Origin of the sequence: Catelliglobosispora koreensis DSM 44566 (genome assembly GCF_000379685.1) — a bacterium.
GTDB lineage: Bacteria > Actinomycetota > Actinomycetes > Mycobacteriales > Micromonosporaceae > Catelliglobosispora > Catelliglobosispora koreensis.
Genome location: NZ_KB903250.1, coordinates 472,245 through 494,716, shown reverse-complemented (window position 1 = coordinate 494,716; position 22,472 = coordinate 472,245). Strand labels below are relative to the sequence as shown.

25 protein-coding genes and 1 tRNA gene are annotated in these 22,472 nt (G+C 65.3%); 19 read left to right on the top strand and 7 right to left on the bottom strand.

Annotated features, from left to right (window positions below; genetic code table 11):
* The first annotated feature begins 61 nt into the window (after positions 1-61).
* From A3E1_RS0109520 to A3E1_RS0109500, 5 genes are all read left to right on the top strand, one after another.
* Positions 62-355, top strand: a complete 294-nt coding sequence (locus A3E1_RS0109520; protein ID WP_020520525.1) for an MGMT family protein — start codon at positions 62-64, stop codon at positions 353-355.
* A 139-nt stretch (positions 356-494) separates the two neighbouring features.
* A complete protein-coding gene (locus A3E1_RS0109515) occupies positions 495-1,046 on the top strand; it encodes a helix-turn-helix domain-containing protein (RefSeq protein WP_026208261.1) in 552 nt (183 codons plus the stop codon).
* Positions 1,043-1,705, top strand: a complete 663-nt coding sequence (locus A3E1_RS0109510; RefSeq protein WP_157631415.1) for a tetratricopeptide repeat protein — start codon at positions 1,043-1,045, stop codon at positions 1,703-1,705. The genes A3E1_RS0109515 and A3E1_RS0109510 overlap by 4 nt, the downstream gene beginning before the upstream one ends.
* Positions 1,706-1,770: 65 nt before the next feature.
* Positions 1,771-2,298, top strand: coding sequence for a SigE family RNA polymerase sigma factor (locus tag A3E1_RS0109505; protein WP_020520524.1), 528 nt, complete (start codon positions 1,771-1,773; stop codon positions 2,296-2,298).
* Between the two features lie 79 nt (positions 2,299-2,377).
* Positions 2,378-3,427: a hypothetical protein gene (locus tag A3E1_RS0109500; RefSeq protein ID WP_020520523.1), complete on the top strand. Its 1,050-nt coding sequence runs from the start codon at positions 2,378-2,380 to the stop codon at positions 3,425-3,427.
* On the opposite strand, the gene A3E1_RS0109495 is transcribed toward A3E1_RS0109500, so the two are convergent.
* Together A3E1_RS0109495 and A3E1_RS0109490 are read right to left on the bottom strand one after the other, a co-directional pair.
* The gene (locus A3E1_RS0109495) at positions 3,414-4,427 is read right to left on the bottom strand and encodes a tetratricopeptide repeat protein (protein ID WP_020520522.1); all 1,014 of its coding nucleotides are present in this window, start codon (positions 4,425-4,427) and stop codon (positions 3,414-3,416) included. The genes A3E1_RS0109500 and A3E1_RS0109495 overlap by 14 nt on opposite strands.
* Positions 4,428-4,438: 11 nt before the next feature.
* Positions 4,439-5,839: a gamma-glutamyltransferase gene (locus tag A3E1_RS0109490; protein WP_020520521.1), complete on the bottom strand. Its 1,401-nt coding sequence runs from the start codon at positions 5,837-5,839 to the stop codon at positions 4,439-4,441.
* Between the two features lie 28 nt (positions 5,840-5,867).
* Here A3E1_RS0109490 and A3E1_RS39610 point away from each other — a divergent pair, with 28 nt between their 5' ends.
* From A3E1_RS39610 to nuoK, 9 genes are read left to right on the top strand one after another with little or no spacing between them, the layout of a single operon-like run.
* Positions 5,868-7,217 (top strand): MFS transporter, encoded by a 1,350-nt coding sequence (locus A3E1_RS39610; RefSeq protein WP_083929415.1) that lies wholly within the window; start codon positions 5,868-5,870, stop codon positions 7,215-7,217.
* Between the two features lie 10 nt (positions 7,218-7,227).
* Positions 7,228-7,740, top strand: a complete 513-nt coding sequence (locus tag A3E1_RS0109480; RefSeq protein ID WP_020520519.1) for an NADH-quinone oxidoreductase subunit B — start codon at positions 7,228-7,230, stop codon at positions 7,738-7,740.
* Positions 7,741-7,790: 50 nt separating this feature from the next.
* A complete protein-coding gene (locus A3E1_RS0109475) occupies positions 7,791-9,089 on the top strand; it encodes a DUF2252 domain-containing protein (RefSeq protein ID WP_026208259.1) in 1,299 nt (432 codons plus the stop codon).
* A 21-nt stretch (positions 9,090-9,110) separates the two neighbouring features.
* Positions 9,111-9,665, top strand: coding sequence for an NADH-quinone oxidoreductase subunit C (locus tag A3E1_RS0109470; protein WP_020520517.1), 555 nt, complete (start codon positions 9,111-9,113; stop codon positions 9,663-9,665).
* The gene (locus tag A3E1_RS0109465; protein ID WP_020520516.1) at positions 9,662-10,048 is read left to right on the top strand and encodes a hypothetical protein; all 387 of its coding nucleotides are present in this window, start codon (positions 9,662-9,664) and stop codon (positions 10,046-10,048) included. Before A3E1_RS0109470 ends, A3E1_RS0109465 begins: the two co-directional genes overlap by 4 nt.
* Positions 10,049-10,054: 6 nt before the next feature.
* On the top strand, positions 10,055-11,032 hold the full coding sequence (locus A3E1_RS0109460) for a complex I subunit 1/NuoH family protein (RefSeq protein WP_020520515.1): 978 nt from the start codon (positions 10,055-10,057) through the stop codon (positions 11,030-11,032).
* A gap of 55 nt (positions 11,033-11,087) precedes the next feature.
* Positions 11,088-11,621 (top strand): NuoI/complex I 23 kDa subunit family protein, encoded by a 534-nt coding sequence (locus A3E1_RS0109455; protein WP_020520514.1) that lies wholly within the window; start codon positions 11,088-11,090, stop codon positions 11,619-11,621.
* Positions 11,622-11,626: 5 nt separating this feature from the next.
* Complete coding sequence (locus tag A3E1_RS39605) at positions 11,627-12,124, top strand: NADH-quinone oxidoreductase subunit J family protein (RefSeq protein ID WP_083929436.1); 498 nt, start codon at positions 11,627-11,629, stop codon at positions 12,122-12,124.
* Positions 12,124-12,429, top strand: coding sequence for an NADH-quinone oxidoreductase subunit NuoK (gene nuoK, locus A3E1_RS39600; RefSeq protein WP_040390699.1), 306 nt, complete (start codon positions 12,124-12,126; stop codon positions 12,427-12,429). The genes A3E1_RS39605 and nuoK overlap by 1 nt, the downstream gene beginning before the upstream one ends.
* Here nuoK and A3E1_RS39595 read toward each other — a convergent pair.
* The gene (locus tag A3E1_RS39595; protein WP_020520511.1) at positions 12,426-12,932 is read right to left on the bottom strand and encodes a hypothetical protein; all 507 of its coding nucleotides are present in this window, start codon (positions 12,930-12,932) and stop codon (positions 12,426-12,428) included. The two genes, nuoK and A3E1_RS39595, sit on opposite strands and share 4 nt — an antisense overlap.
* 117 nt (positions 12,933-13,049) lie before the next feature.
* Between A3E1_RS39595 and A3E1_RS0109435 the strand changes: the two genes are divergently transcribed.
* From A3E1_RS0109435 to A3E1_RS0109425, 3 genes are read left to right on the top strand one after another with little or no spacing between them, the layout of a single operon-like run.
* Positions 13,050-14,798 (top strand): NADH-quinone oxidoreductase subunit 5 family protein, encoded by a 1,749-nt coding sequence (locus tag A3E1_RS0109435; RefSeq protein ID WP_407637351.1) that lies wholly within the window; start codon positions 13,050-13,052, stop codon positions 14,796-14,798.
* Positions 14,792-16,243 carry a complex I subunit 4 family protein gene (locus A3E1_RS0109430; RefSeq protein WP_020520509.1) on the top strand — a complete coding sequence of 484 codons (1,452 nt, stop codon included), beginning with the start codon at positions 14,792-14,794 and terminating at the stop codon, positions 16,241-16,243. The genes A3E1_RS0109435 and A3E1_RS0109430 overlap by 7 nt, the downstream gene beginning before the upstream one ends.
* Entirely contained in the window at positions 16,240-17,655 is a 1,416-nt protein-coding gene (locus tag A3E1_RS0109425) for an NADH-quinone oxidoreductase subunit N (RefSeq protein ID WP_020520508.1), read from the top strand. The genes A3E1_RS0109430 and A3E1_RS0109425 overlap by 4 nt, the downstream gene beginning before the upstream one ends.
* A gap of 84 nt (positions 17,656-17,739) precedes the next feature.
* Here A3E1_RS0109425 and A3E1_RS0109420 read toward each other — a convergent pair whose 3' ends face one another.
* The 3 genes from A3E1_RS0109420 to htpX all read right to left on the bottom strand — a co-directional run bounded on the left by A3E1_RS0109420 (position 17,740) and on the right by htpX (position 20,654).
* Positions 17,740-18,960 carry an MFS transporter gene (locus tag A3E1_RS0109420; RefSeq protein WP_020520507.1) on the bottom strand — a complete coding sequence of 407 codons (1,221 nt, stop codon included), beginning with the start codon at positions 18,958-18,960 and terminating at the stop codon, positions 17,740-17,742.
* Between the two features lie 128 nt (positions 18,961-19,088).
* On the bottom strand, positions 19,089-19,757 hold the full coding sequence (locus A3E1_RS0109415) for a hypothetical protein (protein WP_157631414.1): 669 nt from the start codon (positions 19,755-19,757) through the stop codon (positions 19,089-19,091).
* Positions 19,758-19,793: 36 nt separating this feature from the next.
* Entirely contained in the window at positions 19,794-20,654 is an 861-nt protein-coding gene (gene htpX / locus A3E1_RS0109410) for a zinc metalloprotease HtpX (RefSeq protein WP_020520505.1), read from the bottom strand.
* Between the two features lie 136 nt (positions 20,655-20,790).
* On the opposite strand from htpX, the gene A3E1_RS0109405 reads away from it, so the two are divergent.
* The gene (locus A3E1_RS0109405; RefSeq protein ID WP_020520504.1) at positions 20,791-21,705 is read left to right on the top strand and encodes a hypothetical protein; all 915 of its coding nucleotides are present in this window, start codon (positions 20,791-20,793) and stop codon (positions 21,703-21,705) included.
* Here A3E1_RS0109405 and A3E1_RS0109400 read toward each other — a convergent pair.
* A complete protein-coding gene (locus tag A3E1_RS0109400) occupies positions 21,702-22,196 on the bottom strand; it encodes a YajQ family cyclic di-GMP-binding protein (protein WP_020520503.1) in 495 nt (164 codons plus the stop codon). The genes A3E1_RS0109405 and A3E1_RS0109400 overlap by 4 nt on opposite strands.
* Before the next feature lie 92 nt (positions 22,197-22,288).
* Here A3E1_RS0109400 and A3E1_RS0109395 point away from each other — a divergent pair.
* Positions 22,289-22,372 (top strand) — tRNA-Tyr (locus A3E1_RS0109395).
* The last annotated feature ends 100 nt before the right edge of the window (positions 22,373-22,472 follow it).

Genomic DNA, 22,472 nt, shown 5'->3' with positions numbered 1-22,472 from the left:
AAGAGTATCGTGTCGCAGCATGCGACGTAGTCGGCGTGGCTTGCTAGCCGATCACGTGAAAATGACCCCGGACGAATACATTGAGGCCGTCTTGGACCTCGTGGAGCGAATCCCTCCCGGCCGGGCGATGACCTATGGTGCTATCGCCGACGCCCTGGCTGACCGGTCGGGCCGCAACTCCGCCCGGCGTGTCGGGACGATCATGGCACTGCACGGCAGTTCGGTCCCTTGGTATCGCGTGTGCGGCGCCAACGGGAAGCTACCCCAGGGTCACGAGAACGAAGCGCGCAGACGGCTGCAAGCCGAGGGAGTGACCTTCAGGGGTGAACGCGTCCCACCGGAGGTGATGCTGTGAGCGAGGGAGCGCCTTTCGGTGCGGGATCACCTCCGAGGTGGCGGATCCTGGGCGCGAAGCGCGTCTCAGGCTTTCCCGGGCGAACCGGGATAGCAGGGTGCCTCGTGCCTCATGGCAGCGACGACCGAAGGAAGCTGACATGAGCACGTCTTTGAACATTGGGGAGCGGCTGCGTCAGGTGCGGCGCGAGGCTGGGCTGAGCCAGCAACAGGTGGCCGAGCCTGACTACCCGCGGTCCTACCTGTCCCAGATCGAGCTGGGCCGCATCGTGCCCGATCCGCAGGCGCTGCGTGTTTTCGCCCAGCGGCTGGGCTTGCCCGCGCGGCTGACGACTCTGCTCTTGCAGGCCCGCAAACGGATGGCGAGCGCCGATGTGGAACGGGCGCTGGCCGATTATGCGACGGTCGCTTCGCAGGCGGCCCTGTTCGCCCTTCCCGAGCTGCGTTACGCGGCGCTTTGCGGCCAAGGTGAGGCGGCCATTCAAAAGGGTCACTACCTGTTCGCGGCCGAGAGTTTCGAGGCCGCTGAGGCAGTCGCGTCGGATGACTTGGCGCGGGCGGAAGCACTGGCGCGCCGGGTGACCAGTTTGGCGTTGTCGGGCGAGCCGGGTCAGGCGGTCAGTCTGGGGAGGGGGCGCTCGGCTCAGCGGGCCGCGATGACCGGATCCACGCGCGGCTGCTCTCCGCGTTGATCATGCCCTATGCCCAGCTCGGGGCCTTTGAGCGAGTGTCGCGCGTCAGCAAACAGGCGTTGTCGCTGGCACCACGGATAAACGATCCCGCCCTGCTGGCTTATCTCTACCGGGCCGTGACGCACATGTTCATCGAGCAGCACCGGTTCGCCGAGGCACTGTCCTATGCCGACAAGGCGATGCGCCTGAGTGAACAGCTCAACGTGGCCGGTGATGTCGGGTTGTGCCGGCTCGCCTCCGGCGCGGCGCTGATGGACGCGGACCGTCTGGCAGAGGCCGCCGACGAATTCGCTGAAGCCGTGAAGATCTTCGAGAGCTGTGGCGCGCCGAGCTATGCCGCCCGCGCGGTCGCGGGTTTGGCCGAAGCTCAACTGCGCCAAGGGAATGCTGCCCAGGCCCGGCAGCTTGCCCGCACGATCGCCGAGATCGATCCGTGGACGACGGCCTACCTCAACCGCATCGCGGCTCAGGCCGCTGCCGAGTGCGGCGACCCGGGCGAAGCCGAGCTGCGGTTTGGCCGGTCTGCCGCGCTCTTCGAAGCGCAAGGCGGCCGTTCGGATCTCATCGAGACCTGTCGTGAGTGGGCGCGCCTGCTGGTGCGGCAGGGACGGCTGGCCGAAGCATGCGAGGTTTACAACCGAGGCCTCATCCTGACCTAATCGTGACCTCCTGGCCGCAAACAAAGCGCGACAATCTGCGTCTTCTACGGCTAGAGGAGGTGAGCATGGGTGACAAAGCCGTGGCCGCGGAATTCACCGCGTTTGTGGAAGAGCGGTCACACGCGTTGATGAAAGCGGCCTACAGCCTGACGGGCAGTCAGCACGCGGCCGAGGATTTGCTGCAGACCGCCTTGACGAAGACCTACCTGAACTGGCGGCGCATCGACGGCTCCGCCGAAGGCTATGCCCGCCGCATCATGTACCACGACTTCGTCTCCAGCTGGCGGCGGTTGCGCAAGCTCAAGGAACTGAGCTTCTCCGAGCTCCCGGAACACGCGCCCGACGCGGGCGCCGAACGCGTGCCGGTGCAGATGTTGCTGCGGGACGCTTTGCTCACCTTGCCGGCCAGGCAGCGGGCCGTTTTGGTCTTGCGTTACTTCGAGGATCTGTCGGTAGAGGAAACGGCCGCCATTCTCGGCTCTCCAAAAGGGACGGTCGCGAGTCTCGCCTCTCGCGGACTGGCCCGGCTCAGAGAACTCGTGCCCGAGTTCGCCGCGGCGCAAGACCAGCCGAGCGAGGTGGTAAAGGCATGAGCGAGGGCTTGCCCGAGCGAATCGGGATTACAGGGTGGCGAGTGCCTCGTGGCGCCGGCGACCGAAGGGAGTCGGCGACATGAGTCAGGAAGCTTTGCTGCGTGAAGCCATAGAAGCGATGACAACCGGGGTGCGGGGTATGGACGGGATAGCTGCCACCGCGATCGCCCGGGGCAGGCGGATCCGCCGGCGCCAGCGGCTGATCGCCGCCGCGGCGGTCGTCTTACTGGCCGCCGCTGGCGCGACGGTGCTTTATCAGGGAAGGCCGGCGAGCGCCCCGACCAACATCGCCGCCGGGGTGCCGAGTCCGGTCAGGACGCTCAGTGAACCGGGGGCGCGGATTCTGGCTGGCTGGGCACTCGTGCCCGGCCCGGCTGTGCAGGAGTTTCCGCAACCGGATCTGCGGGTGCTCAGAGCAGACGGCGGTGACAGCGTGTCGCCCACCGGACGGTTCGTGATGCGGGCGACGGCTGGCTCTGACGGCTTCCGGCTGAGCATCCTGCGCGATGGCAAGGAAGTGCACAACGTCGCGCTTGCGGGCGCCGAAGCCTTCCAGTGGTCACCGGTGTCCGACATCGTGCTCACGACACTGTCCAATGTGGAGGGACAGAAGGGCTTCGCGACCATCGACGCTGAAACCGGTCAGGTGCAGTCGCATTTGCCCGTCAGCATTCCGGCGTCTTTCTGCGGGCCGTGCACTTTTTCCTGGTACCCACGGGGAAATGAAGTTGTTGTCCGTCAGGCCGAAGACTTCACGGATGCCGATGGCAATTTCACCGGCCGGGGCAGCACGTTCCTATTCGACGCGGTGACGGGTAAGGCGACCCGCAATTTGCCCTTGCAGGTCAACGTTAGTGGCCCAGGATCGTGGTCGCCCAACGGCCGCTATGCCTTGTCGGAAACGGAACGGGGGTCGCAGCTCATCGACCTCGAGCTGCGGCAGATGACGCAACAGCTGCCGGGGCGCGCGTGGTTCGCCAACGACGAGACGCTCCTGGTGATCCGGTCGACCCCGGAACGCGGGCGCGAGCTGCTCGTGATGAAGCTCGACGGCACGATCACGGAAGTGATCACTCTCGCGGGCGCCTTCACTAAGGGAAATCTCCCGGTGCTGGTTATCCGGCAGTGACCGGACGCGGTGCCAGCACCGTCGCGCAGGCCTGGTCGAAGCAGCTCACCGCTTCGGCCAGGCGCCCCTGAGCGGACAGGTGCAAGCCAAGCAGCCGAAGGGTTTCCGCCATCTCCAGCGCGTCACTCGACCGGGCGAACGCCGCGGCGCTGTCGCGGAAGAGCTGCTCCGCGGTTTCCGGTGCGGAATCGCCAGCGATCAGTGCCAGGACGCGGCGGACCAGTCCCAGCTGGCTCGGGGTGAAAGCGAGCACAAGTGCTTGCTGCGCATAGTGATTCGCGGCATCGAATCGCTTGACCCGCCTGTGCAAATCGGCCAGCAGGCAAAGCCCAGCGAGCTGGTCGTGTGAGGAAAGCACCCGGGCGCGCTGGGCGTGGTCGATGGCTTCGGCGATCGCGCCGTGCCCGGCCAGCTCCTCGGCGCGAATGAGATGGCAGGTCGCCAGACCTGAGTGCAGCCGGGTGCGGGCGAGCAACTCGACCGCGCGATCGAGCGCCCCGCCTGCTTCGATCAGGTGACCGGACCGGCGTAACGTCGCCGCCAGCTGGTGATAGGTGTCGGCGGCTTTGCGAAAGTCAAGCGCCCCAGCGATGCTGAGCGCCTGCCGGGCTCCGGCAACGCGACGTCGGCGCGGCCAGACTTGGGCTCCAGCGCATGTCAGCCACAGGATCGCGATCTCATCGTCCACTTTAGACAGCGCGTCGTCGCACATGTAGCCGCCATACTCCGGCTCGCCTGAGGCCGCCACGCAGCTGGCACGGCGAGCGATCGCAGGCGCCCTGCTGGTGACGGGCTCGTCGGTGAGCAGCAGCTCGGCCTCGGCGAACCCGCGTGCGCCCTCGGCCGGCAGCTCTTGCAGCTCAGCCAATCCGAAGCGGGCCCAGAACATGTCGGGCAGCGTGGTGAAGATTCGGGCCGCCGCGGCACTCTTGCCGTCGGCGAGCAGCATCCAGGCACGGACGAGCTGCTCCTTGGCGTCCAGCTCGGCATCGATGCCCATGCACGCAAACTCTAGACTAGTAACGCCGCCGCACCATCCCGGCGAGGATCGCCCGCGGCACCCGAAACGCCGATAGCGGAGACGCCGCCGAAGTAGTGGCTCTTTTCCGTCCACTGATTCACGCGGAAACCCGCGGTGCGCAACGCCTCGGCGATCTCCGGCGGGTAGCCCGGCTCCAAGTGCAAAAACCCTTCTGAGGCATGCATTCTGGGCGCTCTGACCGCCTCACTCACGGTCGTCTCGTTGATCAAAGAGCTGAGGAGGGTACTCATCAAAGCCGACCGAATCCGCGCAGCCCCGGCCGAGCCGGCGGCAAGACGCAAGTTGCCCTCGCCATCAAGCGCCACCATCGGGCACATCATCGAGCCGATCCGGTCGCCCGGAGCCAGCTCCCCGATGATCAGGTCGAGCTCGCCGAGCATGGAGTTCAGATGCATGCCATAGCCGGGTAGCCACAGCCCGGCACCCATGCCGAGCGTGGTCGTGATGACGCACGCGTTTCCGTCGCCGTCGACGACCGTGATGTTGGTGGTGTCGCCATAACCCTCGTGCGCACTCGGGCCCAGCACACGTGCCAGCGCGACGGCGGCCTCGGCGCTGTCCATCGTGGACAGATGCGGCGGCAGGGAGGCGATTGTGGCGATGGCCTCGTTGAGGTCTTCGCGGCCGAAAATCGTGTACCCACCCAGCCGGGCCGTGTGCACGGGAATCTGCAGCACGCGGTAGCTCGCGAGGTCCTTCGGCCCGATCGCGCCGCCGTCACCGCGAACGAGATCCACCAGCAGTTCGCCCAGTTTGCCGGTATACATCACTTGCGGACCCTCCTCGGCCAGCGCGCTAAGCGCGTCAGCCAGGCCCGGGTGGAAAAGCCGGTCCCCTTTGCTCAGGAGGTTGCCGCCGGGGGAGTAGGCGACCATGCCCTGATCGGGCAGCATCGCTTCGGCCAGCCAGGGAAGAATCGTCGCGTGCGCTTCAGTCATCGGCACGCCATGACTGGCCATGCCAATGACCGGCTCAAGAACGTCAGCCCACGGCAGCCGTCCCCAGCGCGAGTGAATTTCGCCACAGCCCGCCGCGACGCCCGGCACCGCCACACTCGCACCGCCGATGCCGTAAGGAATGTAGACCTCTCCAAACCGGACGTTGATCGGTTTCATCGGCCCAGACTTGACGTCGCCGTCGGTTCCGGGAGCCGCGCAGAAGAAGTCCAGGCAGGTCACTTCCCTTGTGGCAGCGTCGAAATAGGTCGCGAAGCCACCGCCGCCAAGGCCGGTCAGGATGCTCTCGCAGACGCATGCCGCCAGGGCCGCGGCCACTCCGGCATCGGCGGCCGATCCGCCCATGCGGAGTACCCGAATGCCTACCTCGACGGTGGCCGGATGGCCCGCGGCTACACCGGGTGGCACCACCATTTACCAACCTCCCGTAACATCCGCGCTCATGACATCCAGTGTGGAAGCGAGCGCCGCTCCGGTGACTTTGCTTCCCACCCGTGTGCGGGTCGGATACTCGCTGGGGTCCCTGGTCACCGGTTCGTTCGGAACCGTGCCAGGGCTGCTTTTGCTGCCCTACCTGACTAACACCATGGGAGTGGCCGCGGGTGCTGCCGGTCTCCTGGTGTTTGTCCCCAAGGTCTGGGACGTCATCCTCAACCCCGTCGTTGGCAGGATTTCCGACCGCACGCAAACCCGGTGGGGTGCACGCCGGCCGTATCTCATTTTTGCTGGGATAGCCGTCACTTTGCTATTTATCGGGATGTTCGCCGCCCCCTTTGGGGTGAGCGGCCCGGCCGACATCTATGTCGCCGTGATGTTCCTTTTGACGGCAACGGCCTTTGCCTTCTTCCAAGTGCCGTATGTGGCGATGCCAGCCGAAATGACGGATTCTTACCTCGAACGAACCCGCATGATGACGTGGCGAGTGGCCCTTTTGGCTACTTCTATCCTCATCTCAGGCGCCGGTGCACCGTACATTTTGGACGCTACCGGAGGTGGCATTTCGGGGCATCGCTGGATGGCACTTTTCGTCGGGGCCATCATGATTACCGGTACCCTGGCGGTCTTCTTCGGCACGGCAAGAGCACCCATCGGCGTCATCTCGGCCAGCGAACCGTCCCTGCGAGCGCAACTGAAGGTCGCCGCGTCAAACCGTCCGTTCCGGTTGCTCGTCGCGTGCTTCGTGGCCCAGGCGACCGGCGTGGCCTGCATGCTCGCCGGTGTCAGGTACTTCGCGGCCTACGTCATGCACTCTTCAGCCGCCAACGTGCTGCTGTTCGTCATCGTCGTCGCCCCCGCCTTGTTCACGACACCGATCTGGCGGCGGCTCGGGGAGCGGGTCGGCAAACTGCGCGGCTACGTCTTCGCCTCCATCACGCTGACCGCGGCGACCTTCGCACTGACCGCCGCGCCACTGCTGCCGCACTTCCTGGTTTACGTCATCATCTTCGTCATTGGGTTCGGCTACGCCGGCCAGCAGCTGTTCGGCCTGTCGATGCTGCCGGACTGCATCGCCTACGACACCAAGCGCACCGGCAAACGTCAGGCTGGCGTCTTCACCGGCGTATGGACAGCCGGTGAGACCCTCGGCCTCGCGCTCGGGCCCAGCATCTACGGCTTCGTGCTCGGCATCTTCGGCTACGTGCCCACCATCACCGGCGACTTTCCGGCCCAGTCGGGGCTGGCTGAGACGGGCGTGCTGCTGGGCTTCACCCTCGTGCCGGCATTCATCGTTGGCATCGCTCTGATTCTGCTGCGTGGCTATGACCTCGAAGAGGAAGCCGAAATGGCGTAGTGTCCGACTCATGTCGGTGCTCGGTGACCCCATCAAGTTCGTGCTGAACTGGGGACGTCGCTACTCGCTGTGGGTCTTCAACTTCGGTCTGGCCTGCTGCGCGATCGAATTCATCGCGACGAGCATGGGCCGTCACGACTTCATGCGCCTGGGCGTCATCCCCTTCGCGCACGGTCCGCGCCAGGCCGATCTCATGGTCGTTTCCGGCACCGTGACCGACAAGATGGCCCCGGCGGTCAAGCGCCTCTACGACCAGATGCCCGAGCCTAAGTATGTCATCTCGTTCGGTGCGTGCTCCAACTGCGGTGGCCCCTACTGGGACTCCTACTCGGTGACCAAGGGCGTTGATCAGATCATCCCGGTCGATGTCTATGTGCCCGGCTGCCCGCCCCGGCCAGAGGCCTTGCTGCACGGCATCCTGCGTCTGCAAGAGAAAATCGCGGGTGAGAGTTCCGGCTTCGGCGGCGTTTCGCGGCCGGACCCAGCGGCACTAACTGCCCCGGTAGTCGCACGCCCTAGCTAATAAGCCGTCAGGCGATAGCCTGGGTTGCGGCCGCGAGCTAACCTCGCCGCATGGGTCCGAGCAGGTCAGAGCAGCTCTTAGAGGTATTAGTGACCGAATTCGGGTCACTAATGCTGGCCGAGCCGTTAGCTTTTCGGCGGAAATTCCGCAAGATGGCCTCAAGCGCTTTCGCGTTCTATCGCGGAAGCGCTTGTGTGTTTTATGCCGACATGACCAGCCGGTACGCCGATAGCTCGTTCCTAAACGACAAGACAAGCCGCGTTTGGATCCACGGCGACCTGCACGCGGAGAACTTTGGCACCTACATGAACGCCGAAGGCATTCTCGTGTTCAACGTGAACGACTTCGATGAGGCCTATGTCGGGCCGTTCATGTGGGATCTCAAGCGGTTCGCGGCGAGCATCGCCTTGATCGGATACGCGAAGGCGTTGTCAGACGACCTGATCGGCTACTTGGTGAGCGGGTTCGCGAATTCCTACCTCGCCGAGCTGCGGGCGATCGCGCTCGGTGGCGATGACGCGATTGGCTCACTGACCATCCAGACCACCACGGGACCGCTGCATCGCGTGCTGCAGCAAGCCCGGCTGAACACCCGCGTTGATCTTCTCAAAGCGGAGACAGTGATCGACAACTATGAGCGGCGGTTCGCGCACAACGATGGCGTGTTCATCATCGACGCGCCGGTCCGGGCCATGGTTGAGGAGGCTTTCCTGGGCTACCTGACCACGCTGCCCGCACACGCGCGCAAGGTCGAGCACACGATCAAGGACATCGTGCTGCGCAAGGGCGTTGGCATCGGCTCAGCCGGGCTCCCTTCGTACAACCTCTTACTTGAAGGCCACACGCAAGCGCTAGAAAACGACGTCATCATTTACATGAAGCAGGCGCAGGTGCCGGCCGTGTCGCGGCACATCACCGACGACAAGGTGCGGGGCTACTTCCAGCACCAGGGACACCGGACCGCCGAGTCGCAGCGGGCATTGCAGGCCGCGGCCGATCAGTGGCTTGGCTATACCGAGCTCGGTGGCGTCGGTCAGGTGGTCGCCGAGGTCTCGCCCTACGCCGCCGATCTGGACTGGGCTGACGTGAACGAGCCCGACGAATTGGTCGCCGTGGTCCGCGAGCTGGGCCGGGCGGTGGCCCGAATGCATTCGGTCGCTGACGACGAGTCCAGTCATGACCTGGTGGACTTCTCGACCGAGGAGGCGATCGTCGCCGAGATCGAGCGTGATGAGGCCGGCTTCGTGACCTGCCTGGCCGAGTTCGCCCATGTCTACGGTGCTCAAGCGCGCACAGACCATCAGCTATTCGTCGACCTATTCCGCAACGGACAGTTGCCCGGTGTGTGATCCGTCGTAGGATCAGGCGCTATGACGCCATCTGAACTCGCGGATCTCATCGAGGGTGCCGAGGTGAGCACCTCGGGTGGGGGCGCCTGGGCGCGCGTGACGATCGATGTTCCGCCGGGCGCTTGGCTCGATGCCGCGTTCAAGGCGCGTGATGAGCTGGGATGCGACTTCTTCGACTGGCTGTCCGCAGTGGACGAACTCGACGGCTACTACGTCGTCGTGCACGTTTGGTCCACGGCGCAAAAGCATGGAGTGCTCCTGCGTACCAAGCTGAGCCCCGAAGCGGCCTCCCTGCCCTCGCTGACGGGCGTCTATCCCGGAGCGACGTGGCACGAGCGGGAAACGGCCGAGATGTTCGGCATTGGTTTCCCCGGCCCACTGGCCCCGCTCCTGCTGCCGCCGGAGTTCGAGGGGCATCCGCTGCGCAAGAGTTTCGTGCTGGCGAGCCGGGTAGCCAAGGCCTGGCCTGGTGCCCGTGAGCCGGGGGAGTCACACGACCCGAAGGCGCCCAAGCGCGCCACCATGCGCCCACCGGGCGTACCCGCCCCCGGCGAGTGGGGGCCCACTGAGTCGTGAGGCATCGCTGGGGATCGCAGCGGCTGACCTATCTGTCGTTCGCGCTGATTCTAATGTGGACCGTCTATCTCACCGTGCTGATCAGCTCTCAGCCGCCGCGCGGAGCCGACGACCCGGGAGCGCTCGCCGTGCGGTTCGAAGAGGCGGTCAGCGCGCGGGACAACGCGGAGATAAAACGGCTCGTCTTTGAGGCCGATATGGAGACCCAGAGTGTGGACCGGCTGGTGAGCGACGCCCGCTGCGGAGACAGGATGCGCGCCAGCGATGGGCACATCGCGGTCTACCGTGCCGACGGTTCGCTTTGCGGCAGGCTGGCGATCGCCGAGCACAATGGACGGTGGTTCATCGACCCATGGGCTGATCCATTACTTCTAGGACGCTAACGACGTATGCTGCCGGGCATGCAATGGCTGGAGCTTGCCCTGCGGGTCGGCGCGGTAACTGTCGCGTTCCTCGTGCTTCCGCTGCTGGTCGGGCAGACCGAGCACAAAGTCATGGCACACATGCAGGCCCGGCTCGGGCCGATGTACGCCGGTGGTTTCCACGGCTGGGCACAGCTTGTCGCCGATGGCGTGAAGTTCATTCAGAAGGAAGACATCACGCCCCGCGCCGCTGACTCGCCTGTCTTCAAGCTCGCTCCCGGCGTCGCCCTCATTCCCTATCTGCTGGCGCTCGCCGTCATCCCGCTCGGGCCCGGTGACCTGGTTGGTGAGCCGCTCGACATTGGACTGTTCTTCGTCCTGGCGATCGTCGGCGTCGGCGTGGTCGCGGTGCTGATGGCGGCCTGGTCGTCGGCTAACAAATACTCCTTGCTCGGCGGGCTGCGGGCTGCCGCTCAGCTCATGGGCTATGAACTCCCCTTCGTTTTGGCGGCTGCCAGCGTGGCGATGGCTGCCGGGACGCTGAGTTTGCCCGGCATCGTCGAGGCGTGGGAACCGTGGTGGCTCATCTGGCAGCTGCCAGCCGCGATCGTCTTCTTCATTTCCGGGCTCGCCGAGATCAGGCGGCCCCCGTTTGACATGCCGATCGCTGACTCTGAGCTGGTTTTTGGCTACCTCACTGAGTACACAGGAATGCGTTTCGCGTTCTTCTTGCTGGCTGAATACGTCGGCATCGTCGTCATTTCGGCGCTCACCGCAACATTGTTCCTCGGTGGCTGGCACGGCCCCATGGCCGAGTCGCTGGGCTGGCTGTGGATGCTCCTCAAAACCGCCGCGGTGGCGTTCGTCGTGATCTGGCTGCGGGTCGCCTGGCCGCGCCTGCGCGAGGATCAGCTCCAGCGGCTGTGCTGGCTGGTGCTCGTGCCCGTTTCGCTGCTGCAGTTAGTGCTGACAGCAGCCGTCCGCGTGGCTATGGTGCAGTCATGAGCGAGGGCTCGCCCGAGCGAATCGGGATGGCAGGGTGCCTAGCGCCTCGCGGCGAATGCGACCGAAGGGGGTGTTCGGCGTGAGTGTTCCGGGATCTGGGCTCGGTAAGGGACTGGCCGTCACGATTAAGACGCTGGTTACCAGGTCCACCACGCAGCAATACCCGGATGTGAAGCCGGAGTTGCCGCCGCGCTCGCGTGGGGTTATCGCGCTTCGCGAGGAGAACTGCACGGTCTGCATGCTGTGCGCACGGGAGTGCCCCGATTGGTGCATCTACATTGATTCGCACAAGGAAGAGGTCGTCGTCCCCGGCGCGGCCCGTCCTCGCCAGCGCAACGTGCTCGACCAGTTCGACATTGACTTCTCGTTGTGCATGTACTGCGGAATCTGCATCGAGGTCTGCCCGTTCGACGCGTTGTTCTGGAGCCCCGAGTTCGAATACGCCGAGCACGACATCCGCAACCTTCTGCACAACAAGGACCGGCTCGGCGAGTGGATGGAGACCGTTCCGCCCCCGCAACCGCACGACCACCGGGGCGAACCGTCCAAAGAGGAAGCTAACGCAGCGAAGAAATCCGGAGCGGCATGACGGTGATCACGCTGGCCGACATCATGTTCGGCGCGGTCGGCCTGGTAGCCGTGGGTGCCGCGCTGGCGGTTGTGTCTACGTCTCATCTTGTCCGGGCGGGCCTGTGGCTCGTCGTCACGCTGGGCGCCATCGCGGTCGAATTCTTGTTGCTGCGCGCTGAGTTCGTGGCCTGGGTGCAAGTCCTCATCTATGTCGGCGCCATCGTCGTGCTGCTTTTGTTCGCGGTCATGCTGACGAAAGCGCCGATTGGCCGAAGTACGGACCTGGATCGCCCCATTTGGCCCGCTCTGCTCGTGGGCGCTGGCAGTGGGCTGGGCCTGGCGACACTGTTCGCCTGGGTCTACGCCAGTGACGGCATCTCGGCGCCGCCGGTCGGGTCGGCGGAAAAGCTCGGTCAGAACATTTTCCGCGACTGGGTGCTGCCCTTCGAGGTCCTGTCGGTACTGCTGCTCGCCGCGCTCGTGGGCGCCATCGTGCTGTCTAAAAAGGACGCCAAGTCATGATCAAGCCGGTCATTCCCCTGATCACGGCGGCGCTGCTGTTCGGCATCGGTGTCTACGGCGTGTTGCGCCGCCGCAACGCCGTCCTGGTGCTGATGTCGGTGGAGCTGATGCTCAACGCCGTCAATCTCATCCTGGTGACCGGCGACAGCATCCGTCAGCAGGTCAACGGCCAGGTCTTCGTGCTGTTCATCATCGTGATAGCCGCAGCCGAGGTCGGGATTGGCCTCGCCCTCGTGCTGCGGCTCTTCCGGATCAGAGGTTCCATCAACGTTGATGAAGTCCCGTTGGGGGACAGGCAGTCTTAGGCCACCGGCGGTGGCGGAGGTGTGGCCGGCATGCTGAGCTTGCCACCCAGCGAAGTGAACGCGTTGAACGTGACCCAAGCGGCGAGCGCCGCAAGGACGAGCCGGATGAGGGCTAGCAGAACTCCGGAAAACGCGCCGAAGGAGCTGCGGGCATCGTGGATGCCATCAAACGCCGCCACCATTCCTAACAGGAACGTCAGCAGCCCGAACAGCACGATGAACGCGTATTCGGCCAGCGCGATGAAGGCGAAGAGCTTCGCCGCCGACACGACAGGCCGCACCACGCCAGTGATCAGCACCGCGAGCAGCGGTAGCGCGATCGTCTCCAGACTGGTCACATCGTTGGTCGCCCACCACGACCGGCCGAAGATGGTGCTTCCATCTGAAGGCACCAGCCAGGACAGCAAGGAAAAGAACAGCGAGATGGCCACATAGGCCAGCAACGCCCACGCGAAGAGCGCGCGGTACTGCTTGACGGCGGGTTCTGCATCAGGGGTCGTCATAGACGAACACCTTAGGTACTCGCGCCGGGGCGCGCGACACGGCAGGATGTCGTTCATGTGCGGAGATCGGCCAATGGCGTGAGCGCGGGTCTCAGTGTCGGGCTCATCGGCGTCCCGTTGTTGCTGGGGCTGGTGGGCCTGCTCGTGCCACAGCGCAATCGCCCGGACGCGGCCGCCTTAGGCATCGCCGGAGCGGCCATCGCTGTCGCCATCGCCGCGGTGATGCTGGCGCTGCGAGAGGGCCCGCGTGAGTCCACCTTGGACTGGGTCGCCTTTGGTGACCTCCAGGTGACGCTGGCGACGTTTGTCGATACGCGCGCGGTGCTGATGGCGCTCACGGTGGGGATCGTCGCGCTGTGCGTGCAGGTCTACTCCATCTCGTATTTGCGCGGCGACGAACGCTACGGGCCCTATGCCGCCCAGATCAGCATCTTCACCGCGGCCATGCTGACCGTCGTGCTCTCAGGTGACCTCATCCTGTTGCTGGTCGGCTGGGAATTGATGGGCGCCTGTTCCTACCTGCTGATCGCCCATGACCGCGGCCTTCCCGACGCGCCGAGGGCCGCTGTGAAAGCCTTCCTCGTCACGCGTGTTGGTGATGTGGGCTTCCTGCTCGGCATCGTCTTGCTCGGCACCAAGGTAGGCAGTTTCAAGATCAGCGATGTGCTCGCCGGGGTTGGATCCCTGGACAAGACCACGGTCACCATCGCCGCCTTGCTCCTGCTCGCCGGTGTGGCCGGAAAGAGCGCCCAATTCCCGCTGCACACCTGGTTGCCCGACGCCATGGCCGGCCCGACGCCGATCTCGGCCCTCATCCACGCGGCCACGATGGTCGCCGCCGGTGTTTACGTGGTGGCCCGGCTGTTCCCCGTCTTCGCCGCGTCGCCGGCCGCCATGACCGTGCTAGGCGTCATGGCTGGGATCACGCTGCTGCTGGGAGCACTGGCCGCCATTGCCGCCGATGACATCAAGCGGGTACTAGCCTGGTCCACCGTCTCGCAGCTCGGCTACATGATGGCGGCGCTGTCGGTTGGTGCCGTGGACGCCGCGATGTTCCACCTTTTCACCCATGCGGCCTTCAAAGCCCTGCTGTTCCTGGGAGCGGGCGCGCTCATCCACGTGGTGGGGAGCAACCTGCTCTCGCGGATGGGTGGGATGCGCAAGGGCATGCCGCTGACATTCGTCACGATGACCATCGGGCTGGGAGCGCTCATCGGAGTACCCCCTCTTGCTGGTTTTTGGAGCAAGGAGTCGGTCGTCACCGCACTGGCCGACCGGCCTTGGCTGGGCACGGCGGCGCTGGCCGGAATCGCCATCACCGCTTGGTATTCCACGCGCCTGTGGTTGCGCGCGTTCTTTGGCCAGGTGCCCAAGGGGGTACACCCGCACGACCCGCCCGGCGACATGAAGTTTCCGTTGGTATTGCTGGCGATTCCGGCGGCTGGACTGGGCTGGGGCGCCTACGCGGTGCGTCACGACCTCGTCCACTTTGGACCTGAACTCGTGCTCCCGCTCGCGCTTGCGGGCCTTGGCATCGCCCTCGGTGTGCTGATGTGCCGCCGCTCCGATCCGATCCGCCGCCTTGGCCGCGCTGGACCGTGGATCGCGAGTGGGTTTGGCCTCGACACGGTGCAGCGCTGGCTGGTCGTCGAGCCGGTGCGGGCGCTGGCGAGAATCGCGAAGGCGATCGATACGTCGGTGGTGGACGGTGTCGTGCTCGGCACGGGACAGGCGACGCGAGCCGCGGGCTCCGGCCTGGCGGCCTGGCACCGCGCCGTGCTGCCCCGCGCGCTAGCCGGGGTGCTCGCTGGCGCTATGGTGCTCGCGGCCGCAGGGATAACGCTCAATCTTGTGGGGGTATGGTGAACCTCCTTCTGCTGTGGACGCTGGCGGTGCCGCTGGCGGGAGCCGCGATCGTCGCCGTGCTCCCGGATCGCACTGGCCGCAAACTGGCGTGTTACGTGGCTTTGCTGACGCTTGGCCTGGCCGCGTTGCCAGTCATGTGGCGCAAAGCCGGGATGTGGCTGGAGATGGACTGGGCGTGGGTTCCCGCGTTCGGGCTGCGAATGCATTTGGGTGTCGACGGCATCTCCTACCCGCTTGTCCTGCTGACCGCCCTGTTGACGGTCCTGTGCTGTGGATACACCCTCTGGCACACGCCGGAACCCGGCCGTGGCAACGTGTTGTCCTCGCTGCTGCTGCTCATCGAGGCCGGCATCCTCGCGACTTTCCTCGCCCAGGACCTCGTGCTCTTCTTCATCGCCTTCGAGGTGGTGCTGTTGCCGATGGCCGCGGTGATCGCTGTTTGGGGCGGCCCGGCCAGACGGCGGGCCGCTCTTAAATTCGCGCTCTATACCTTGGCCGGCTCGGTGCTCCTGCTGGTTGGCGTGATCGCGGTGGTTTCGCTAACCGGATCCGGGGACATGACGCGGGTGCCAGCGTTGTCCGCGACCGCGCAGATGTGGATATTCGGCGTCTTCGCGTTCGCGTTCGCCGTGAAGAGCCCGCTGTGGCCACTGCACACCTGGCTGCCCGACGCGCATACCGAGGCTCCCACGGTCGGCAGTGTCATCCTGGCCGGTGTCCTGCTGAAGATGGGCACCTACGGCCTGATCCGGGTGGGCATGGGCCTTACGCCCGACGCCTTCCGTCAGGCCGCGCCAGTTTTGGGCGTACTAGCCGTCTGCGCCATCATCGTCGGATCGCTCGTGTGCCTGGCCCAAACGGAACTCAAGCGGCTTATCGCGTATTCGTCCGTCGGGCACATGGGTTTCATCCTGCTCGGCATCGCGACCGGCAGCACGATCGGGCTGCAGGCCGCACTGGTCGGCAACATCGCCCACGGTGTCCTGACCGGACTCCTGTTCTTCCTCGCCGGAGCGATCAAAGACCGCTCGCACACCGGTCAGCTCACGGAGCTTGGCGGACTTCGAGAACAGGCTCCTTGGCTGGCCGGAATGATCGGCTTCGCCGCGCTTGGCAGCCTCGGCCTGCCCGGCCTGGCTGGGTTCTGGGGTGAGGCCTTCGCCATTGTGGCGGCCTGGTCACGTGGCGGTCCGCTGTGGACAACGCTGGCGATTGTGGCCGCGATCGGTGGCGCTCTTGCCGCGGCCTACCTGCTTCGCTTGCTGCGCAAGGTAAGCCACGGTCCACTAGCGCCCTCGCTGGAAGGTGTGCACGACGCTCGCTGGCCCGAAGTGGTCGCCTGGGTCCCGCTCATCATCCTGGCTGTCTTACTCGGGCTGCTGCCCGTGCTCATCATCGATCCTGCGGCTGGAGCCGCCCTGATCTCCGAGGCGGTGGGCAAGTGATCTGGCCGTTGCTCATCGCGGCGGGGACCGCTGTGGCCGTCCTGCTTTTCGACGTCGTCTTCCCGCGGTGGTATGTGCCGCTGACCGTCGCGGTGGCGGGTTCACTCGCCGTCGCGGGTGTCAGCGCGTGGGCACCTCTGGGCACTTCACGTGTTCTGTGTGCCGCTTCGGGGCAGTGCTCCTTCGTGTACGACCACACCGCCGCCCTGGTGTCCGTCCTGTTTGGACTGTTGACCGCGTTTGCTTTGCTGCTGTTGGTGCCTGCGCTGCGTGAGGGCGACTCTCCGGCGGGGGAGATGTGCTTCCTGCTCGCCTGTGCGATGACCGGTGGTGTCGTGCTGGGCGGAAGCCGTGACCTGGTGACGATCATCATCGCGCTGGAAACGTTGACACTGCCGCTTTACGCCCTTGTCGCCCTGCACAAGCGCCGGGCACCCGGCGGAGCCTCCGGGGCGGTCACGTTCTTCACCACGAGCATCGTCGCCACCGCTGTGACGCTTCTAGGCGCGGCACTAGTGAACCTCGCTAGTGGACAACTCCATCTTCCGGAGGCGTTCGCCCCGTCCGTCGGAAAACCGTTGGTTCTGACGGGACTTGTGCTCATGCTGACCGGGCTCGGGTTCAAAGTCGCGGCGGTTCCGCTGCACGCCTGGGCACCGTCCACTTACGACGGTGCTCCGGTGCCGATAGCGGCGTACTTGTCGACCGCGTCGAAACTGGGCGGCGTCATCGCGATCCTTCTCGTGACCGATGCGGCTGTGAAAGGCGGCCTGGCATACCCGGCTGGCCTCACCCTGGCCGTGCTAGCCACCGCGTCGCTGGTCGTCGGAACGCTCGTGGCCCTGCGCCAAGACCGGACGGTCCGCCTGCTGGCCTGGTCGTCCGTCGCGCAAGCGGGCTTCATCCTCGCTCCGCTCGCCGGCCTGGCCGTGACGGTCCGGCCCGAGCTCTTCGCCGCCTCGCTGGCTTACACGCTGTTCTTCATCGTTCTCGAACTAGGCGCGTTCAGTGGTGTCATGTCCCTGCGGCCCGCGGCCGCCAGCGGCGGCGTGATCGGGGATTTGCGTGGCCTGGGCCGCAGCGCGCCTTGGCGGGGAGCGACGCTGGCGTTCGCGCTCATCGGCCTGGCCGGGCTGCCGCCCGCCCTCGTCGGCCTTTTCGCCAAAATCACGATCCTGCGGGCACTCATCGACGCGGGAACCTTCTGGCTCGCGGTAGTGGTCGCGTTGGTGTCCGTCGTCGGTCTCGCGGTCTACTGGCGCCCGTTGGCACAGCTCTACCGGACCGCACCCGATGACAGGCCAGCTCGCAGTTCCTGGGCGATTTACCTCCCGCTGGCAGTCGCGACGGCCGCCGCCGGTGCCCTGACCGTCCTGCCGCAGCTCGCCCTGGATCTCGCCCGCTGGAGCTGACGCTCAACCGAAGTCAGCGGCCGGCGGCAAACGGGTGGACATAAAAGTGCCCCCGCGATGACTGCGGGGGCACAACTGTCGTGATTAGACGGTGGACGTGGCAGCGTCCGCGCGAGCGATGGCGCCCTGTGGGAGCGCAGCGACCACGGCGCCGAAAGCCGCGCACAGCCCTGCGAACAGGAACGCCGCCTTCACTCCGGGGCCGTCCACGATGAGCCCGGCCATCGAACTGCCGAGCGCACTAGCCGAAACGCCAACCGTCACGATCCACGTGTACGCCTCGTTCAGCATCCTGCCCGGGGCAAGCCGGCCAACGAGAGCGTTCTCGATGGTCAGCGCCGGGGCGATCGTCGCGCCTCCGAGCACCAAGGCGGTGCCCAGCGCGATCGGGCCAGGCATCGCGGGCAGGATCAGCAAGCTGACCGCCACCGCGCTTAGCAGCCAAGCGAACTGACGGCTCAACGCGTGCTTGATGACCCGCGTGCCGAACCACAGTCCGCCAGCGGCACTGCCGAGGCTCCACACCGCGATGAGCACACCGGCGAGCGTCTCCGGCTGCTCACCGCCAAGGGCGGTCGCGTAAGCCGGAATCGCCACGGTCGACGCGCCGAAGGCGGCACCCAAGCCAGCACAGCAGGCGAGCAGCGCGGCGAAGCCGGGCGCGCGCAGCGGCCCCAGCCCCGAGGTTGGTGCTGCCGTTGGATGTGGCTTCTGAGCCCGGATCGCCGGGCTAAGCGCGGTCCAGACCGTGCCTACGAGTGTTGCCAGCGCCGAAAACGCCAGGGCGGCGGCAGGACTCGCCAACGCGACGAAGAACGCCACGAGCAGCGGGCCAACCACGAAGACGAGTTCGAACATGGATGTCTCAGCGGCGAGGGCAGCATTACGAACCCTCGTCCTGGTACGCGTCAGCTCCGTCCACGCGCCACGAATAGCGGCCGTCAGCGGCGGGTAGGTCGCGCCAGCGACCGCGGCGGCGATGAACAGGAAGTGAACCGGCAGCCCTTGCAGTGCAAGGAGAACCCCGAGTGCGATGGGATGCGCGATACCGGATGCCAGCAAAATGCGGGTCGGGCCGAAGCGGTCGGCGAGCCGTCCCCAGACCGGGCCCAACGCGGCGCCGGCCACCGCGTAGGACGCGCTGGCGATAGCGGCCGTCGCGTAGCTGCCGGTGAGGTGATGCACGAGCATCAGCAGCGACAGCGAAATCATGCCGATGCCGACGCGTGCGAAAGTGCCTACGACCAACAGAAGTGGCGCTCCAGGAACTCGCCACACCGCCACATACTGCTTGAATGCCTTCATTCCTGAGCCCCCTTCCGTAACCGAGGCACCCAAAACAGCGCTCACGAAGACGCGAGCGCTGTAAGGAGCCAACTGTGGTTACGACCCTAACACTGGGGCAGGGAAAGCGATATGAGCTGAGTCACCACTCAGGAAAACGGGTCGTTCGCGAAGTCGCGCAAGCGGCCCGCGATGACAAACGCTGGGTCTTTATCGTCGGTCTTCGTCCGGGCGTTGGTAATCGCATTGGCCAACATGGACAGTTGGTCCGACGGCAGAATCGTCGCACCATTGCGCTTCACGGGAATCGACACGCGTTTGTTCGTCTCAGGATCCGTGGCTGACAACGACTGCACGCTAACGGTCACTTGCCCGTCGCCCGCGCCTGTCGCCTGGGTTGTCGATCCAGCGGAAAGGGTGGAGGTCGCGAGATCCGCCGACTTGGTGAGCACAGCCCCGCGCACGAACAGCCGGCTGCCCTCAAGCCAAGCCGCACTGCGCACGACACGCAGAATCAGGAAGATCGCGAGCGCCACGAAAAGCAAGCTGCAGAACATAAAGCTGAGCCCTAAGACGCCCTCGACGCCACCGGCGAACCCTTGCGTCTCACCCGGCCCCGGCACGAGCTTGCCGTTCTCGTCGATGTGGAACTCGCCGTCCACTCCGGACGTGTTGACCACTTGCTGTTCGCCAAAGGCGAGGCCGTAGCCGAGGAGGCTAAAACCCGCACCGCCAAGGACGAGGAACAGGCCGACGATCGAGAAAATTACCTTCATTCCGGTCGGGGCACCGACCGACAGGGGTATGCGAGGGGGCATGGCGGGCAGCTTAACGCCTGCCCGCCATGCTTTTCACTAACGTCGCTGCATCGGGGAGGCCATCGCCTCAAGCCGCCGCACGCGCTCCTCCATCGGCGGGTGGGTCGAGAACAGTTTGGCCAGTCCACCGCCCTTGAGCGGGTTGTCGATCATCAAGTGAGCCGAGCTGGTCAAGCCCGGTTCGGGCGCGAGCGGCCTCATCTGCGTACCCATATGAATCTTTTTGAGGGCACTGGCTAGCGCGAGCGGATCGTTGGTGAGCTGGGCACCCGAGGCATCGGCCTGGTATTCGCGGCTGCGGCTGATCGCGAGCTGGATGATCGACGCGGCCAGCGGGCCCAGGATGATCATCAGGAGCAACGCGCCGGGGTTGACGTCGTCATCGTCGCCGCCGAGCGGCAGGAAGATCGCCAAGTTCGCGAGCATCGTGATGATGGTGGCCAGGCCGGCCGCCACGCTGGAGATCAGGATGTCGCGGTTGTAGACGTGGGACAGTTCGTGCCCGATCACGCCACGCAGCTCTTTGTAGTCAAGGATTTGGGTGATGCCTTCGGTGACGCACACGGCCGCGTTCTTCGGGTTGCGCCCGGTCGCGAAGGCGTTGGGTTGCGCCGTGGGGCTGATGTAGAGCCGGGGCATGGGCTGGTTGGCTTGCGTCGCGAGCTCGCGGACCATCTGGTAGAGCTGCGGGAACTCCGCCTCGGTCACCGGCCGGGCACGCATGGAGCGAAGGGCCAGCTTGTCGGAGAAGAAGTAGCTGACGCCATTCATGATCAGGGAGACGATCACGGCGATCACGAGGCCACTGGTTCCACCGATCCAGTAACCAACCGCCAGGATCATCGCTGACAGCAGCCCGAGGAGGGCCGCTGTCTTCAGGCCGTTGTGACTATGCACTTTGACTCCTTTTTGGGTACCACATACAACGCCACCTCGTACCCACAACGTTCCTGCGGCACGCTGTGAGAAACCTGAGCCTCATCGATTGTCCCTTTTGCCTTGACTTAATCTGATATTTCCTCAGAATCAGAGCATGGCGGTCCGCATGCTTTCCCCACGCGAACTGAAGCTGACCGCTGTGCAAATCAGCGTCGCCGCGGTGCTCGCGACCGCGATCGGACTGCTCGCTGGGCAGCGGTTTCCGCTTTTCGCCCCGCTGACCGCGGTGACCTTGATTCAGGTGCTTTGCGCGCCGCACCGCCGCGGGCTGTGGCTATTTCTCTTCGGCGAGGTGAACGGTGCGCTCGTGTGCACGATGTTCATCCCGGGTTTTTCCACCCGCCACGCGTTTATGAACGCCCTGGTCGGCGCGATCGTCGCAGTGGCTGTCGCCATCGCCACGACGCCACGCAACCCCGTCCGCCTCATCAACGCGGCCATGGAACCCGTGCTGACCCGCCTGGCCAACAACACCCGCGCGGTCGCCGCCGCTTTACGGGGAGGCGATACCCCGGCCGCTGGCGCGGCCGTGTTCTCGCTCAACGATGTCGAGCCCGAGCTCGCGCGTTTGCAGGAAGTGCTGCTGCAAGTCCGCCGCTCATCGCTGCTGACCCGGCTAAGTGGCCGCGACCTCAGCGAATACATCGTCAGCGCACGCGAACTCGGCTTCGCCGTCCGCAACATCCGCACGCTAGCCAGACACGCCTGGTGGGGAGTGCTGCGGACCGGCGAGCCCGTCCCTCCCGCGCTCCCGCAAATGCTTGAAGCGCTCGCCGACGGACTGGCCGTCCTGCGTGATGAAATCCGCAAAGACGGACAGCCCCACGAAGCCCGCCCACTCCTCATCGCCGCCGGCCGCTGGGTCGACGTCATGCGCGCCCAGCCCTTGTCGATCTCAGCGGCCACCGTGGCCGCCAGCGCCGACGCGGCTGTGCTCGACCTGCTCATCGCGACCGGTGTTCCGGTCCAGGACGCCGACCAGATGCTGCGGCGCCCTTCGTACAGCTAGCGGTAGTTGGTGAACTGCAAGGCGACGCCCAAGTCGGCGCCCTTGAGTAGCGCGATGACGGCCTGCAGATCATCTTTCTTCTTGCCGGTCACCCGCAGCTGGTCACCCTGAATCTGGGCTTGCACGCCCTTGGGGCCTTCATCACGGATCTTCTTGGAGATCGCCTTGGCTTTCTCCTGATCGATGCCCTGCACGATGCTGCAGTCGATCTTGTAGATCTTGCCGGACGCCTTCGGCTCCCCGGCATCAAGCGACTTCAGCGAGATGTCCCGCCTGATCAACTTCTCCTTGAATACCTCTAGGGCAGCCTTGGCACGGTCCTCGGTGCTGGCCTGAATCGTGACGGCGGATTCACCTGCCCAGTCGATCTCTGCCCCGGTGCCCCGGAAGTCGAACCTGGTCTCCAGCTCCTTTTGAGCCTGGCGCAGTGCGTTGTCCGCCTCCTGCCGGTCTACTTTGCTGACGATATCGAAGGACGGGTTAGCAGCCATGCGTACCGTTTTAGCAGACTCCCTGTGACCATGGTCCAACCCGGTTGCACGAACCGGGAGGGATACCGCTATTCTTGCGGGGCACCAAACAAGGCGGCTTGCCCGAGCGGTCAATGGGAACGGTCTGTAAAACCGTCGCGAAAGCTACAGTGGTTCGAACCCACTAGCCGCCACCACGTGCAGAAATAGCCCTCAGTTCCGCTAATGCGGCTGGGGGCTGCTTCTTGTTCCGATGTGGTTGATCTGCTGTTGCAGCCGGTTGAGTAAATGTCTGGG

Bases quoted from the DNA above. Each gene is read 5' to 3' on its own strand.
- A3E1_RS0109520 (WP_020520525.1), top strand. From the start codon at position 62: ATGACCCCGGACGAATACATTGAGGCCGTCTTGGACCTCGTGGAGCGA.
- A3E1_RS0109515 (WP_026208261.1), top strand. From the start codon at position 495: ATGAGCACGTCTTTGAACATTGGGGAGCGGCTGCGTCAGGTGCGGCGC.
- A3E1_RS0109505 (WP_020520524.1), top strand. From the start codon at position 1,771: ATGGGTGACAAAGCCGTGGCCGCGGAATTCACCGCGTTTGTGGAAGAG.
- A3E1_RS0109500 (WP_020520523.1), top strand. From the start codon at position 2,378: ATGAGTCAGGAAGCTTTGCTGCGTGAAGCCATAGAAGCGATGACAACC.
- A3E1_RS0109495 (WP_020520522.1), bottom strand. From the start codon at position 4,427: ATGGGCATCGATGCCGAGCTGGACGCCAAGGAGCAGCTCGTCCGTGCC.
- A3E1_RS0109490 (WP_020520521.1), bottom strand. From the start codon at position 5,839: ATGGTGGTGCCACCCGGTGTAGCCGCGGGCCATCCGGCCACCGTCGAG.
- A3E1_RS39610 (WP_083929415.1), top strand. From the start codon at position 5,868: ATGACATCCAGTGTGGAAGCGAGCGCCGCTCCGGTGACTTTGCTTCCC.
- A3E1_RS0109480 (WP_020520519.1), top strand. From the start codon at position 7,228: ATGTCGGTGCTCGGTGACCCCATCAAGTTCGTGCTGAACTGGGGACGT.
- A3E1_RS0109475 (WP_026208259.1), top strand. From the start codon at position 7,791: ATGGGTCCGAGCAGGTCAGAGCAGCTCTTAGAGGTATTAGTGACCGAA.
- A3E1_RS0109470 (WP_020520517.1), top strand. From the start codon at position 9,111: ATGACGCCATCTGAACTCGCGGATCTCATCGAGGGTGCCGAGGTGAGC.
- A3E1_RS0109460 (WP_020520515.1), top strand. From the start codon at position 10,055: ATGCTGCCGGGCATGCAATGGCTGGAGCTTGCCCTGCGGGTCGGCGCG.
- A3E1_RS0109455 (WP_020520514.1), top strand. From the start codon at position 11,088: ATGCGACCGAAGGGGGTGTTCGGCGTGAGTGTTCCGGGATCTGGGCTC.
- A3E1_RS39595 (WP_020520511.1), bottom strand. From the start codon at position 12,932: ATGACGACCCCTGATGCAGAACCCGCCGTCAAGCAGTACCGCGCGCTC.
- A3E1_RS0109430 (WP_020520509.1), top strand. From the start codon at position 14,792: ATGGTGAACCTCCTTCTGCTGTGGACGCTGGCGGTGCCGCTGGCGGGA.
- A3E1_RS0109420 (WP_020520507.1), bottom strand. From the start codon at position 18,960: ATGAAGGCATTCAAGCAGTATGTGGCGGTGTGGCGAGTTCCTGGAGCG.
- A3E1_RS0109415 (WP_157631414.1), bottom strand. From the start codon at position 19,757: ATGCCCCCTCGCATACCCCTGTCGGTCGGTGCCCCGACCGGAATGAAG.
- A3E1_RS0109405 (WP_020520504.1), top strand. From the start codon at position 20,791: ATGGCGGTCCGCATGCTTTCCCCACGCGAACTGAAGCTGACCGCTGTG.
- A3E1_RS0109400 (WP_020520503.1), bottom strand. From the start codon at position 22,196: ATGGCTGCTAACCCGTCCTTCGATATCGTCAGCAAAGTAGACCGGCAG.